13 protein-coding genes are annotated in these 14992 nt (G+C 50.9%); 6 read left to right on the plus strand and 7 right to left on the minus strand.

All coding sequences use genetic code 11. The features are described from left to right. The first annotated feature begins 46 nt into the window (after positions 1 to 46). On the plus strand, positions 47 to 1384 hold the full coding sequence (locus tag ACN2TU_RS22195; RefSeq protein WP_435158517.1) for a cytochrome P450: 1338 nt from the start codon (positions 47 to 49) through the stop codon (positions 1382 to 1384). A gap of 80 nt (positions 1385 to 1464) precedes the next feature. Then, complete coding sequence (locus ACN2TU_RS22200) at positions 1465 to 1884, plus strand: helix-turn-helix domain-containing protein (protein WP_435158519.1); 420 nt, start codon at positions 1465 to 1467, stop codon at positions 1882 to 1884. Positions 1885 to 1936: 52 nt separating this feature from the next. On the opposite strand, the gene ACN2TU_RS22205 is transcribed toward ACN2TU_RS22200, so the two are convergent. Then, entirely contained in the window at positions 1937 to 2350 is a 414-nt protein-coding gene (locus tag ACN2TU_RS22205) for a DUF8160 family protein (RefSeq protein ID WP_435158521.1), read from the minus strand. Further along, positions 2343 to 3125: a ParA family protein gene (locus tag ACN2TU_RS22210; RefSeq protein WP_435158522.1), complete on the minus strand. Its 783-nt coding sequence runs from the start codon at positions 3123 to 3125 to the stop codon at positions 2343 to 2345. The genes ACN2TU_RS22205 and ACN2TU_RS22210 overlap by 8 nt, the downstream gene beginning before the upstream one ends. Before the next feature lie 716 nt (positions 3126 to 3841). Between ACN2TU_RS22210 and ACN2TU_RS22215 the strand changes: the two genes are divergently transcribed. After that, a complete protein-coding gene (locus ACN2TU_RS22215; RefSeq protein ID WP_435158524.1) occupies positions 3842 to 5083 on the plus strand; it encodes a Cdc6/Cdc18 family protein in 1242 nt (413 codons plus the stop codon). A 389-nt stretch (positions 5084 to 5472) separates the two neighbouring features. Here the strand turns inward: ACN2TU_RS22215 and ACN2TU_RS22220 are convergent, their stop codons facing one another. The 3 genes from ACN2TU_RS22220 to ACN2TU_RS22230 all read right to left on the minus strand — a co-directional run bounded on the left by ACN2TU_RS22220 (position 5473) and on the right by ACN2TU_RS22230 (position 9484). Next, positions 5473 to 6870, minus strand: a complete 1398-nt coding sequence (locus ACN2TU_RS22220) for an ATP-binding protein (RefSeq protein WP_435158526.1) — start codon at positions 6868 to 6870, stop codon at positions 5473 to 5475. 465 nt (positions 6871 to 7335) lie between these two features. Next, a complete protein-coding gene (locus tag ACN2TU_RS22225; protein ID WP_435158528.1) occupies positions 7336 to 8607 on the minus strand; it encodes an orc1/cdc6 family replication initiation protein in 1272 nt (423 codons plus the stop codon). A gap of 457 nt (positions 8608 to 9064) precedes the next feature. Next, on the minus strand, positions 9065 to 9484 hold the full coding sequence (locus ACN2TU_RS22230; protein ID WP_435158529.1) for a hypothetical protein: 420 nt from the start codon (positions 9482 to 9484) through the stop codon (positions 9065 to 9067). 277 nt (positions 9485 to 9761) lie between these two features. Between ACN2TU_RS22230 and ACN2TU_RS22235 the strand changes: the two genes are divergently transcribed. Then, positions 9762 to 9998 carry a type 1 periplasmic-binding domain-containing protein gene (locus ACN2TU_RS22235; RefSeq protein WP_435158530.1) on the plus strand — a complete coding sequence of 79 codons (237 nt, stop codon included), beginning with the start codon at positions 9762 to 9764 and terminating at the stop codon, positions 9996 to 9998. Positions 9999 to 10066: 68 nt separating this feature from the next. Here ACN2TU_RS22235 and ACN2TU_RS22240 read toward each other — a convergent pair whose 3' ends face one another. Continuing rightward, positions 10067 to 10294, minus strand: coding sequence for a HalOD1 output domain-containing protein (locus ACN2TU_RS22240; protein WP_435158531.1), 228 nt, complete (start codon positions 10292 to 10294; stop codon positions 10067 to 10069). Between the two features lie 949 nt (positions 10295 to 11243). On the opposite strand from ACN2TU_RS22240, the gene ACN2TU_RS22245 reads away from it, so the two are divergent. Beyond that, positions 11244 to 11492 carry a DUF8156 family protein gene (locus ACN2TU_RS22245; protein WP_435158533.1) on the plus strand — a complete coding sequence of 83 codons (249 nt, stop codon included), beginning with the start codon at positions 11244 to 11246 and terminating at the stop codon, positions 11490 to 11492. A gap of 4 nt (positions 11493 to 11496) precedes the next feature. After that, positions 11497 to 13596 (plus strand): type B DNA-directed DNA polymerase, encoded by a 2100-nt coding sequence (locus ACN2TU_RS22250; protein WP_435158534.1) that lies wholly within the window; start codon positions 11497 to 11499, stop codon positions 13594 to 13596. Between the two features lie 178 nt (positions 13597 to 13774). Here the strand turns inward: ACN2TU_RS22250 and ACN2TU_RS22255 are convergent, their stop codons facing one another. Next, positions 13775 to 14743 (minus strand): M48 family metalloprotease, encoded by a 969-nt coding sequence (locus tag ACN2TU_RS22255; protein WP_435158966.1) that lies wholly within the window; start codon positions 14741 to 14743, stop codon positions 13775 to 13777. Positions 14744 to 14992 lie beyond the last annotated feature (249 nt).

The following is a 14992-nucleotide window of genomic DNA, read 5'->3' on the forward strand; positions in this document are numbered from 1 at the left end:
TCTGTGGTACAATGGGTTTATCTAACTGCTGGAGTGTTGTGCGACTATGGATTCAGAACCGCGGCAACCACCGGCCCCGTCGGGCCTCCCGGTGCTCGGTCACACTCTCGCATTTGCGCAAGATCCGTTTGAGTTTACGTATGATGCAATCGACGAATGCGGAGATATCTATCGATTGGTGCTCCCAACCGAGGAGATCTATGTTCTAGCTCATCCCGATTATTTCAGACAAGTACTGGTGGACGACGTCGAGGCATTCGGCAAAACAGAGGATTTCCAGATGGCATTCGGCCAAGGAGTGCTCGCTACTGAGGGCGACCAATGGCGCCGACAGCGGAATATCCTCCAACCACTGTTTCACCGAAAGGAGGTTGCCGGCTATGGGGACTACATGGTTGAGGCAACACAACGTCGTCTCAAGACGTGGTCGACAGGCGAAACTCGGGATATCGAGTCAGAGATGCAAAATCTCACCCTCGAAATTCTCTTTGCGACACTCTTCGGCCGCGAGCTAGCACCAGGAGAGGGTAGTGAACTTCGAGCCGCATCGGATGGTCTCAATAGCTGGTTCGCGCCAACGTCCTGGTTGCTACCGAATTGGATCCCGACGCCATCACGCCGCCACTTTTCCGAGTCAAAGGAGCGTCTTCGATCGGAAATTCGCGGACTGCTTACTGAACACGGCGAGGGGTCACAGCCAGACAGCCTCCACCAAGAAACACTCTTGTCAAAACTTGCAGAGGCACGTGAAGCGAGCGGTCAAGATCATCTGAGTACCGAGGAAGTCGAAGGACAACTGCTCACAATGCTCTTTGCAGGCTATGAAACGACTGCGGCCGCTCTTGGGTTCGCCTGGTACGCATTGGCCCAAAATCCAGAGATTCAACAGGCATTTCACGAGGAACTCGATGCGGTACTAGGCGGCGACCCACCGACCCATGCGGACATCACCGACTTGGAACTCACACAGCGGATTGTGACCGAGACACTTCGTATGTACCCGCCGGTACACACAATCCCTCGCCAAACAACGCGGGATGTGAACGTCGATGGATATCAGATTCCAGCTGATACGCAAGTTCATCTCCCACTCCAAGCGATACACCGTGATGAGCGATTCTACGACGATCCTTCATCCTTCTGTCCAGATCGGTGGACGGAGGAGTTCAAGGACAAGCTGCCTGACTACGCATTTATTCCATTTGGTGGGGGACGTCGGACGTGTATCGGGCGAGAATTTGCTACGCTAGAAGCAACGCTCGTGCTAGCGACGATTGGTCAACACTGGACGCTTGAATGGATGGGTGAGGAGGAGGTTTCGATCGAACCAGAAATGACGATGAAGACGAAAAGTGGACTCCCGATGCAACTTCGGCCACGGTAAGTATACTCGTCGGCTCTTCTATCGGTAGATTCGGTCGGTGTGTGAGAAAGACCTATTAGCTATCACTAGTCCACTCACGTATGAAGACAGAAGACAATGAGTTGGCAGAGGGGACAGTACTCCCAGAGGAACGAGTAGCGAGATTCGAGCAACTATTGGATAGAAATTCCGAGTTGGAACTCACAGAACTGACAGCCACGGTCTGTGGAGTGCATAAAGCATCATTCCGTGTATACCTGACCGTTCTCGATTATCCACACAGTACGATCGCTGAAATTGCTGATATTCTCGATCGTGATCAGAGTACGGTAGGGAAGCAACTGCAACCGCTATACGAACAGGAGTTGGTCACTCGGTATCCACGCACTGTCAGTAGTGGTGGGGTCAAGTATTTGCATGTCGCTCAACCACTCGCAGAAACCACGGAGTGGCTACAGCAGGAGCTGGACATCTGGATTGATACCGTTTTGAGCCAGTTAGAAAAGATTCAAACTATCTGATCAGCTTCTCTCTAAAGAGATCACCGTTCAATGAACACGTTTCCAGGAGCGCTTAGAGTTCCATCCGTTCAATGCGTTCTTTGAGTTCCTGTGGTTCCAGTTCATCCATGCGTTCCAATCCAAGTTCGAATACGAGTGGGTAGAAATGGCGAGTCTTCTTGACTGTCTCCCCAAACTCCATTTCGAGTTCTAAATCAAGACGCTTGTATCCAGTCGATACCTTCCGATCAAGATCATCAGATAGATAGACACTCCGGGCGTTCCAATCCTTCTTTACGTTCTTTGCTTTCCCATCGTTCTTTTTGTTCCCAGAAGGATCTGCCTTCCCATTGGATTGAGCAGGCTGTGCGTTCCCACCGTTCTTTGCATTCTTTTTGTTCTTTGCTTTCCCTTCGTTCTTCTCTGTCTGCTCTCCATCGAAACGAGCGGCGATCCGATTAGTTGCGTCGTCACGGTGGTCACTCATGGTTCTCCTCCAGGTCTGCCGCAATTCGATCATAGATTTCAATCATGTCGCATTCCTCGGCATCTGGTGCGAAAATGGAACCGCCAGCATTCATTGCTCGTTTGATTGCGGCTCGATGCCGAACTTCGTACACCGGACAGCGATCGTCAAAGGTGTCCTCGAACCACCGAATCATTTCCCGTTGTTCGTTGTCAAGCGGATAGTTGACGTTAGAGATGATGACCCCACGCTCGGAAACGGTGACTTCGTATCGTTTCTCTAGCGTCTCAATCTGTGTGAGGAGGTGGTCAAGCGCGAGAATCGACGTATCTTCAGCTTCGACTGGTACGATGATGTCACCACAGGCAAGGAGGACATTGTCGTTAATCGGGCCGAGACTCGGCGGAGCATCAACAAGAACGAAATCATAGCCCTCAAGATTGTCGAAAAGCATCTGAAGTCGTTCCCGGGGTCGCCATCCTGATGCAATTAGATCCTGCTCTAGGCGGAACATATCGATGTTCCCAGGAAGGACGTCGAACTCAGCATGCTCGACAGTGAGGTCATTAACATTGTGTTCAGTCGGTTCTTTCATCGCATCGAACAACGAGGGAGGATCAGCTTTGTATGCGTCTCGTAAGTTGAGTTTGTTCGTGAGATACCCCTGCGGGTCAAGGTCTGCCGCAAGCACTCGGTTACCCCGGTATGCTAACGCGCCCGCGAGATTGATCGTGTTAGTCGACTTCGCCACACCACCTTTCTGGTTTGTAACCCCAATGGTTTGTATTTCGCTCATGGAACGCAAGTCGTTCCATGAACGCATAGAAAATAAATCTACGTCAGACAAATCGCTGTAGAGTATCGCTGGCAGATGCACCGCGTTGGGATCAATTTCCAGATACTCAATCGTGAGTGCTAGAACCACGTACAGACACACCTTGGTCGCGGATGTAACGGGAACAAGAGTGTGTCGCTTATTCAGATCGGTAGGAGACACACCACCATCGCGGATGTAACTACTAAGTAGCGCTCGGGAGTTTGGCGAATTCTCATACGTTTTCTGTACTATACCCAAACACATTTATAGCATATAGACGTAGAGTCCATTAAGTTAATTTCGACAACTTGGAAGAGTGGTTATCTTTTTCGACCACTCTTCGTTCTTCTTATTTGTCTAATTCCGTGAGTAGAGACTCCTCCCTTCCTATTGCTGAATCCGTTACATCCGCGACGGTGGTGTGTGTGCTTCAGCTTGTTTTATCGACTTGAGTATTTCTTTGCCAATGGATCTGAGCCTTCTATCGCCTATTTTTCCCATCTTTACACTCGCGACATGGGTGTCCGACGCTGAAGTTTCAAGTTGTCTCCCGCTGTTTCATCCGCGACACCACCCAATTTATTGGAATAATACAAACAACGATTTCGACAGCTTTGAGTGGTGATTTTCACCGACTTACATCCGCGACTCCCCTGCCCTTTATTACGAATGGGGGTTATGTAGTAGCCAATGGCATGACAGCCGATGAGTCAGATGATCGTGACCCACTCTTCCGGTATGACGATCCTGTTTTCGCTCGGGAAGAGCTTTTGAAAATCAAGCACATACCCGGATCAGACCGCATCGTTGGCCGAGATGAGCATATGAAACAGGTTGCAGAAGCGCTCAACCCTGCTATTTTCGGCCGTGAACCGACTCATCTTCTCATCTTCGGGGAAACTGGAACAGGAAAGAGTTTGATTTCACGAAGTGTGACCGAGCGGGTTATTGACGAAGCTCGGCGAGACGATATCACAGTGAAGGCTGCATACGTCGATTGTGGCGAGCAGAACACTGAGGCAGGCGTCGTCAAAACCATTGGACGTGAGGTCAATGATCCAGTACAGAGCAATATTACGATTCCTGAACGAGGGCTTGCAACCGGTGATTATTATCGTCGGCTCTGGAATGTTCTCGATACATGCTGTGACGTCGCAGTTCTCATTCTCGATGAAATCGACCTCCTCGAGGACGACGAAGTCCTTCGAAAGCTCTCGCGAGCAGGTGAGAATCAGCAAATCTCCGAATCAAACATCGGCATCATCGGAATTTCTAACAAGATCAATTTCGCTGACGAACTCGGTGAACGTGTCAAATCCAGTTTTGCACGCGACGAACTTGTTTTTCCTGCCTACGATGCGACCCAACTCGTCGATATTCTCGAAAATCGCCGTGACGCCTTCCGTGAGGATGTCCTCGAAGGCGATGTTATTCCCCTAACTGCGGCTCTTGCAGCTCAAGAACACGGAGATGCCCGCAAGGCAATCGATATTCTTCGAAATGCTGGCCGTCTCGCTACTCAATCAGATACTGTGCCCGTAACCGATGAACACGTTCGCCAAGCAAAGAAAAAGACGGAAGCTGACCGATTTGCCGAATTGATCGCTGGTGCTCCGACACAAGCAAAGACGATTCTGCTGGCGCTTACCAATCTTACCGAGTCACAGCAAGCCGATGAGTTCTCCACGAAGGAAATTTATCGCCGGTACCAGCAAATCGCGCGTGGTACTGGTCTCGATATGCTCTCTGAACGACGTACCCAAGAAATTTTGAAAGAGCATGATTTCCTGAATGTGATTCAATCAGAACGTCGAGGGCGTGGACGTGGCCAAGGGGTTCACGCAAAGCACCGTCTCCTTGAAGAACCCGACATCGTCAAATCCGTTCTCGAACAAGATTCTCGCATCAGTGACTTCCTTTCGTCAGTTGACGAATAGTCTTCTGGCCCTACCTTCTGTTTGACCATCTTCCCTTCTTTCTTCACATTCCACTCGTTCAATGCGTTCTCTGAACGCTTTCTCTTCTGCGACTTCCATTTGCCAATATCACTCAGATGCCTTTGTAGCCCTTGAGCGTGTGCTAAGGCCCTTGGCTACTAAAGGATCAAATTGACTTCCAATCGTTCCTGTTGTTCAATTAGTTCCAAGAAGACATTGCGTTCAATGCATTCAATTCGTTCGATGCAGTCAAGGTGTTCCAAGAAGACAATGCATTCCAAGAAGATATCTCCTCTTTCTCTACAGTGCTCTACTCTGAACAACTGGTGAGGCATGAAGTCGGTGCCCTCTGTCGCTCCTACTGGTGACCTCCTATTTACAGTGCAGTTTTAAATTTCTATTTGGGAGATAATGTCGTCGGATGTGAACAGTGAGACATCAGTCCGCTCATCAGCCGTAGCTTGGAGTCCATCTGAAAAGCCAGATCGACAGAAACAGCAGTAGTGGATCGTTGGCTCACTGCCGTCCTCCGGCGTCCACTGTATCTGTGCTGCACTCCGCTCAAGATTAGCTAAATCACCCTCATCCATCTCTCGAGACGTGTATTTGCACTCGCCAGCGACGAGTGTTCCATCGCTCGCGAGGCCAACAACATCTACTTCGAACTGACGGTGCCACCAGTACCCAATTCCCTGGTAGGTCTTTGGAACCAGTGCTGGGAGCGTGTCTTGGCAGACGATCTCAAACATCGATCCCATATAATCAGAGAACGATGGTTCAATTAGCTGCTCATAGGCATCGTTACCGAGCTGAACAAGTTTCTCTTCTTGTCCGTAAACATAGCGAAACCAGAATCGGAACAAGGGTTCGTTCAACCGATACCGACTTTTACGCGTTGCAGTGGGGTTCGCCGTCACAGGAATATCCCGTTCGACCAATCGAAGACGACGGAGTTTCGAGAGATAGGACCCAAGAGTGTTCGAATCGACACCCGCAAAGTTTGCAATCTCGTTTGCTTCTCTCTTCCCTGTGGCGATAGCTCGGAGTATCGTGTAGTACGTCTGGGGCTCTCGGAGTCCGAATTCCGTCCGAAGCAAGAACTCTGGCTCGTTGTGAAGAACGCCATGCTCGGAGAGGATATGGGACTGGATGTTCTCTGCAAGCGACGCCGACTGTGTGAGTGCTCGTAGGTAGTAGGGCGTCCCACCGAAAACGCCCCAATATCGAATCATCGTATCAGGATCATCAGTCGGATAGAGCTGCCGCGCATCGGCCAGCGAAAGCGGTGGTAGATCAATTGCGGCCGTCCGACGACCATACAGTGGGCTACCACCACTGAGAACTTTCTCTTCCATAATGCTGATTGAGGATCCAACAAGGACAAGCGTCACCCCCGTCTCTTCGAGTTGCAGATCCCACACTCGCTGAATCTTCGATGGGAGCGCATCATCCGACTGGATGAGATACGGAAATTCGTCAAGGACGACGATTGCATCCTCCCGGCCAAGAGCACGAAGCAGTGCCTCCCAATCACGTTGGATATCAGCCACAATCGGAAACATTTCGCTCGCTGTCTCGACGAAATTAGTAAGCTGGGCCTCCGGTGTTTCCTCGGTTGCCTGCCAGTAGACGGCATTATCGAGATCGTTGATTGCCTCACGAACAAGTGCGCTCTTGCCGAGTCGACGACGTCCATAAATCACGCTCAAGTCGGCAGTATCACGTTGAAATTGCGATCGTAACGTGTTGAGCTCTTTTTCACGGTTGACGAAACGCGGTGGGGCCATACGGATACTTTGAGCCAGTAGATGATAATCGTGGCGGTTATCTAAATCGTGATTTTACTAATCATGATTTTATTAATTGTCTGATTCAGTCGTGACTCCTAGTTCCAAATCGACAATGATCTCGCCTGGTCTCGAATTTATGCGGACTCGGTGGGGGGAGATCCACCGAAAAAGCAGAGAGTGAACCTGCTATACGAGAAGTCGATGGACAATGCTAAGCTTAAGATTGAGTTTAAGTTTAAGTTTAGGACAATAGTCTTGCCAATGACTCAGCGTTGGAAATCTGTAGCAATGCAAATATCCAGTAGAGTTACGAACTAGCGATATCGGAGCAAGAAATTGGGAAGCGGCCACGCCATTAACATTAATCTTAAGATTAAAAACGTCCGTCAGTGCTATCTGGTCTAAGCTAGCGACGTAGGCTCATCTAGACACAAAATTCGACTACGAAACGACGAGAGTATACTAGACCAGATTTTTCGCTGTTGCAACGCTGACCAGATCTTCGACAACAGAGTCAATGCGATTGTCCTCGGCTAGGATGTCGAGTGTTGCTTCCAAATCCGTTTTCAACTCGAATCGATAGTGTGACCCACCCTGAATCCCGGTATTCCGGGTTGTTGCAAGAAGGAATCCTTGCATCCCGAGGCTTTGGAGATGGTCACGTACACGACGTTCGACAAGCTGATTCCCATCAAGACGGTCGACAATCGATTTGTACTTCTGGTATACCTGCCGAGTTCGGGCAGGTGTTTCTTCCTCGATTGCAAGCGAAACCACCGATAAGAGCGCGAACTGATCCTGTGTCGTCAAACTGCGCATCCCCTCCTCGATTCGTTTGCGTTCGAGAATGTCTCGAGCCTCACGTACGTGTGATTCACAGATCAGCTCATCGTCGTGATTGAGGGCTAATTCTCCCGATTTATACAGAAGGCGAATTGCTTGGCGGGCACTCCCCTCGTCCTGAGCAGCAAACGCCGAACAGAGTGGAATGACATCTCCGTCAAGCACACCTTCAACGAATGCTCGATTTGCACGACGCTCAAGAATCGACGTTAGCTGGGTTGCATCGTATGGGGCGAATTCAATCTCCGAGTCGTATAGCGAATCTTTGACCTTTGGCGAAAGGTTATCACGGAACTGGAGATTGTTGCTAATGCCGATGACGCTGACCCATTGATCGTCGATATGCCCGTTTTTTCGTGCTCTTGGAAGCTCGTAAAGGAGTTCGTCGTTACTGCCGATTGTATCAATCTCATCGATGACGATAATGACAGTATCCTCGAGCTCACTGATTTCATCATACAGAAGATCAAACATCGATTGTTGGTCGATACCACTCGGTTTCTTTGTACCACCACGGATTTCCTTAATCAGATGAGCACAGAGCTGGTAACTCGTTGTTTGATTGTTTGCGCTTGTTTTGGTGACGCTTAGGTTGAGATCATCTTGGTCGTCAGCGTACTCCTGAAGCAGATTGATCTCGTGATCGATAGCGACGGTCTTTCCTTGGCCAGTCTTTCCATACAGGAACAAGTTGTGAGCGTTAACTCCTCTCGTTGCAGGAGCGAGAGCGTTCCTAATTTCCTCGAGTTCACCTTCCCGCTCGGGGAGTTTCTCGGGTTGCCAATCCTCTTTGAGAACACTTTCATCTGCGAAAATCTCGACAGATGCACCGTACGGGTTGCCGTCAAGAGTTTCGTAAGGGTTTCCGGAATCAGTTCCATCACCCGACATGCTAATCAAACCAATATCACGAGGGGACATAAACCCCCGTGTCCGGAGCGTCTGGTGTGTCCGCATACTCGATTCTGTATATACCCCCGCCCCCCACCACGTCCGGATAAATTCTCTCGTGAGAGAACCACCCCTTCAACTGGAGTCGGCAAGAGTACTAGATTAGGAAAAGAACTAAGGCAATAGTCGTTCAACCAAATCCGTACTAGCGAAAGCTCAAAGTAAAATTGAATGAGATCTAGTGAGAAACCGGTGTAAGCCGGAACGTCTGACGCTATCGCGGCTAAATTATGCGGACATGGTGGGGGGTGGGGGGACAAGCGACCTGCCGTTTGGTGGAAGATATTATGCGGACACGGTGGGGGGTGTCCCCTAATCTTCGAGTCCGTCCTTTGATCGAACGTCGGAAGTAGGCTGTTCGAATTTGAGTCTACTGCCACAGAGCACATTTACAGGTTCAGACCTGTTCACGTCGAATCGTCACGATATCCGCTGCCACTCGTTTGGAACCCTCTGCTGCAATCACGAGCAGATTCGGCGCTGGTGTGCAGGGAACCCGATCACCGACGTGAAATCCTGCATCTGCAGCACCCGGCAGTTGGACTTGATAGCCATTGCCTGCGATTTGGAGTGAAGCGTTTGCAACTCGGTGGATCGAGACCGTGTCGAGCGCGGCTGTTGTCGCAAGTTCGACGACATTTTCGTCTGTGATGCGGTCGATGTCGATGACGAGAAGGAGATCGTCGAATGCAAACACGCGGATGTCCGCAAGACGAGTGGGTTCGTCGTCGGTCTCTTCGACGAGTCCAGCAGTTCGGGCAGGCTTTGTGACCTGGAGAGCGAGGCCATCGCCGGATCGTTTGATTGTGTTTGGCATTGTTGAGTAGTATAATATACTAACCCAAGAACATTCGCCTCATCTCTTGAGTTTTGACTCTGTTTCACCCCATACTGGATAGAAACTGACTTCAGTTCGCATATTCCAGACGCAAATGCAGCCCGTGTACCCCGACAGACGGCATGGGATCTTGCACTCTTTCCAAACCCATGCGTCCATGCCGTCTTCATCCCAGTGTGTCACGGAACTCTACTCAGCGAAAGAGGACGCCCCGTCCAAGGGTTTACGTGGCGAGTGCGCGAATCAATGAGTACCAATGGTTGGACAGGGAGGATCATCACTCTCACCCCTTGCGCAAGACGCCCTGGACGCGCTTGTAACAGCATTGCCGAATGAGCGAGAGCTCACCTACGAGCAAGCGTATGCAATTCTTGATGAGAAAGAAGATCTTGGGCGACCGGGCGCTGAGGATATCATCGAACGACTCTACAATAAGGGCCATCTCTACGAAGTCGAGGGAAAAATCCGACTTACGGATTACGGCTCTGAATAGCTAGAACGATTTCGTTCGTGGACGCGGGTGAGGGTAATACGTCGCGTAACTTGAATCGCTTCTCTTGATCAACTACCCGGGCATGAGTTACCACCACTATCGCGTTGTGTTCCGAGCGGTTCGTAGATGAGGACGGTATTGTTACTCCGGACGGTGACGAGATAGCCCTTGACCGTGAATCGCACCTCAACGTCGCTCTGTTTCGATGCACTTGCTTCGATGATGTCTTCGAGCGCATCTGGATTTACGTATTCGTACAGCGAGAGCGTGGTCTGGCCGGCTGCTGGCTCGATCACGTCAATGAGTGCCCTAACGAGACCAGTAACAAGCCCGAACTCGATGATTCGAGATCGATCGTCTCAGAGGCGATCAATGCATATTGTGGTGGTGGACTCGGTTCAGAGTGCTTGGTGGTGGAGCCGAACCAGGGGGTCGTTTTGGTGGTCAATGATTCGGTGTTCACACTTTCTATTCGCCCTCTAGCTAGTTGAGTAACGGCCGCTTACCGCAGAATTTACTGGATCAAACATAAGTGACGCTAGAAATTGAGATTGTTATATATTATTTAGGGATATTATATAATAAAATCAATATACGTCTGACGAAATTTTTTCACCCTCTATGCCATTGATGAGGATACGCTCTCACGGAAGCCAGCACGACGACACCATCTGATGCCATCTCCTGACAGTATCGCCGTGGTTGGCCGTGAGAGCTGACGTTCCCTCCCTAGCCTTTTCCGATTGATGAGCGTGTGCCGCATTGTGTCGAGAGTCGTAGTTTCGGAAATCCGAATCGGAAACGATTAGAAGAAGTCGAATCCAGTCGCTTTTTTCGCCAATTTGAGATGGTGATTGACGGTGCTCGATCCGTGCACAACGCCGTCAACGGACGGCATCGAACCATCTATAATTCCCCTTCGAACGGCCCTCGAAGTGGCGTGAAATTCACCACGAATTTATCGACCAATATATTCGACACCATCACGCCCTCATCGATATTTTGCGAAACGGAATGTGAGATTCACCCCGACCAAATTTCAGGAATACCTCGAATTTCCAGTGGGCTCCTATCGATGTAGTCGACCGGTTGAACGTAGTGATCTGACAGAGCGTGTTCTTTCTCGATTGTGGCGACCAGCACGAGCAGTACTCACATCCGTTTCCGTCGACATTTCCTCTATTGGAACATTCGGAAGCGACCCGGGCTTACATAAGGATCCCTCGGTAGTCGTGTTTACCTGTAATGAGCCAAACCAGCAACATTGAGGCAGGATGGGACGAGTATCGACGAGCACTTCGACCGACCGACCAAGCGGTCTTTGATCGACTCTTCGAGTATGCCCAGCTGCATACCGATCCCAGCACGGTTCACAAGCCCCTGTTCGTTGAGACGCCGATTCTCATCTCGATTCTCATCGAACAGCAGCGACAACTCGACGATTTGGAAGATCGGCTCGATCACGTAGAGGACGACTTGAACAGTCAGGGATGAGGCGATGGTGTACAAAATCGACTACGTCGACGGCGACGTACTCAGATGGTCGGTAACTGAGACAGAGGTGGAGTGTGAAGTCGATGAGTCGTATACGCCGACGATCTACGTGTCGGTGCATGGTGACGGTGATTTTTCGACGGCATGTGCGGCACTCCGTGATCATCCCGCTGTTGTTCGGGTTGCTGTCGTTGATGAACGCGTGAGTTTTCGGCATGACCCCGAGCAAGTGCTCCAGGTGGATGTGGTTGACCTCAAGGCGGTGAATTCGGTGGCACGAATGGTGAGCAAGTGGGGCTCTTCCGGTGAGTATCGCTGTTACAACATCGATTTTTCGCGGGAGTTCCGCCACTGTCTCGAAGAGGAGATTGACCCGCTTCCGAAACACGAACTCTCGGAGATGCAGATTGCGGTGCCAGAGTCAGAACTCGCGAGTGAGAGAGTCACCGAACTCACAATCGACGATGAAACGGTGACTGGGAGTGGGGAAGACGTGTTAACCACACTGTCGGCTCGGGTTGAGTCGGTTGACCCTGACGTTCTCTTCTTGAATACGAGCGACCTCATTCCCGTTCTCTTCCAGCAGGCCGATCGGCTCGACGTAGAGCTCCAGCTTGGCCGACGGTCGGGGTGGCAGCAGTTGGCGGGTGAATCAACCTACGAAAGATACGGGCAGGTTGGGCACTCACCTGCACGCTACAATCTCCCCGGTCGAGTGATTATCGACGGCTCGAACACGTTCATGTGGAATCAGACGAACCTCGATGGCTGTCTGTATCTCGTTGAACAGTCGGGCAAACCACTGCAGGAGTTAGCGTGGTCGTCGATCGGGAATATTTTGACTGGCATTCAGATACAGGAAGCCCGTGAGCGGGATGTCCTTGTGCCCTGGCGTTCGTGGCGTCACGAGAAATTCAAAACGATGCGCCAGCTGCACGACGCCGACCGGGGTGGGTTCACCTTCGCGCCAGATGTCGGCCTGCACGAGGACGTTCACGAACTCGACTTCTCCTCGTTGTATCCCAATATCATCGTCACGCGGAACGTGAGTCCCGAGAAGATTCGATGTGAGTGCCATGCCGGTCGGGAAGACGTGCCGGGCATTGGGTATTCGATTTGTGACGAGCGAGGCTATCTTCCGGACGTGCTTGAGCCGTTGATCGAGGATCGAGATGCGATCAAAGCCGAGATTCGAGCGACTGAGGATGAGGATCGTCGCGAGGAGTTGGAAGGCCAATCCAGTGCGATCAAGTGGATTTTGGTGTCGTGTTTCGGCTATCAAGGCTTTTCGAATGCCAAATTCGGACGGATTGAGTGCCATGAGGCGATCAACGCGTATGCTCGGGAGATCCTGTTGGAGACGAAAGCAGTACTCGAGGAGCATGGCTGGCGGATTGTGCATGGCGTCGTCGATAGTGTGTGGGTGACACCGATCGAAGGCGAGGAACAAACGTCGCTATCTGAGCTTGCATCGGAGATTTCTGAAGAGGTGGCAATTCGGCTCGAACACGAAGCCCACTACGACTGGATATCGTTTGTGCCGTTACGTGATTCAGATGCTGGTGCCTTGACGAAGTACTTCGGGAAGGTCGCTGGTGAAGACGAGTACAAGTATCGAGGTATCGAGTGTCGCCAGCGAAGTACGCCGTCGTATATCGACGAGGCGCAAAAGGAGTTGATTCGAGCGGTGGATGAGTATCGTGATCCAGAGGCGGTGTGTGAGGAACTGCGGTCGTGGGTCGATCGCCTTGAGCGTGGAGCGGTCGATCCGAGCGAGTTGGTGATCACGAATCGTGTTTCGAAAAAGAAGGAGGACTACACGCAGTCGACACGGAGTGTGGCGGCACTGGAGCGGGCGGCTGATTTGGGGTTGACGCGTGCGCCTGGCCAGAGCGTGTCGTATGTAGTGGTTGACGATGCGAAGCAGTCGCGAGAGCGGGTGAAGTTGGCGAGTGAGGAGTTAGACGAGTACGATGTCGAGTTCTATCGGAAGGTGTTGGTTCGTGCTGCAGCGAGTGTGTTGTCACCGCTTGGGTGGCGTGAATCGGATATCGAGCGGGAGTTAGGGCAGTATACAGAGTCCAGTTTAGCGTCGTTCCGATAAGACTCGCCAAATCGCCAGCCGACCCTCAGAAAAACTGGGTCTGAGCTAAGAGAGCTGCATCGCATTCCGTGGACACACCGATGCTCATCATCATGCTGCCAACACTCACAGCCATAATTGGTTCTCTGTTGAATTGAACGCGAGATACGATCGAGACAGACGACTAGATGTTCCGCTATTAGTTGCGCTCGATTTCTGCGAGCATTGCAAGACGTTCTTCGGTTGGTGGGTGCGTTGTAAAGAGCCAGCGACGGAGCCGATAGAGGCGTTTTCGGAGCCACCAGTATGACGGTTCGATGTCACCCTCGGGCCCAAGCATTACCTTTTCCAATTCTCTCGGTTCGAGCGGGAGAATCGACAGTGACGAAACGCCTGAAACTTCTCGGAGATCACGATTGGGCGTTTCCTGTATTTCCTGATCGAGTTGTTTGAGCGCACTGGCCAAGGCAGTGGGAGATCCAGTCACTTCGACAGCTGATTGATCTGCCGCTAGTTCTCTCGTTCTGGAGAAACGAGCCATGATTGTTCTTCCAACCACCCAAACGATATTTGATAGAAGTGCAAGAGGAACGGTTATAATTGCGCCCCATCCCATGTCCTTTAGCTGTCCAAATCCCGTATTCAGTCCATCAGTAAGGATCCGCGATCGCAATCCGTCAGCGAGGACAATAGGGAGCGAAACGACCGTTATGACCATTGCATCCCGGTTTTTCACATGAGCAAGTTCATGCGCAATCACTGCTTCCAGCTCTTCCTGTTTATTTAGTGTGTTAATTGCTCCAAGTGAAAGAACCAAATGGATATTTTTCGGTCGGAAACCGACCGCCAGTGCCTTCGGAGCAGTACGCTCCGAGATTGCAATCGTTGGCACGGGAACGTCGAGTTGGGCAGCGACCCGTGTTGCTATCTTGTATAATTCCGGTGCCGTTTCTTGATCTACTGGCTGGGCATCTGCAAGCCGTTCGATCGTCTCGAGATGAGTGTACTCAAAATAGCCAATTGTCAACAGCGTCACAGCGGTAATACCGAACGCTATCTGCATGGCAAACGTCATGTCTAACACGATGAGGATGCCGTAGAAGACAGCCCAGACTCCCATGAGGAATCCAACTGTGACGAGGAGAAGTCCCACGATGGCGGCGATCATTTCTGCTTGAAGTCTGGTCAGTCTAGAAAGCACGGTAACTAAATCCAAGTAGTTACTCTAAAATATTCGCATTTTTTACGTTCATCAACACGTTTTGAGTCTTCTTATCGCAATCGCTACTGTTTATTATATTCTCAATCGGACGGCTCGTTTCTGTTCTCATTGAGCGGTGCCGAGTACAACGTTGTAATAGAGGGGGATCGCGAGAGCGACCCCCTCTCTTTCGCAGAAATAGACGCAGAAAAAGAC

The sequence above is a fragment of the Haladaptatus marinus genome (assembly GCF_051194195.1).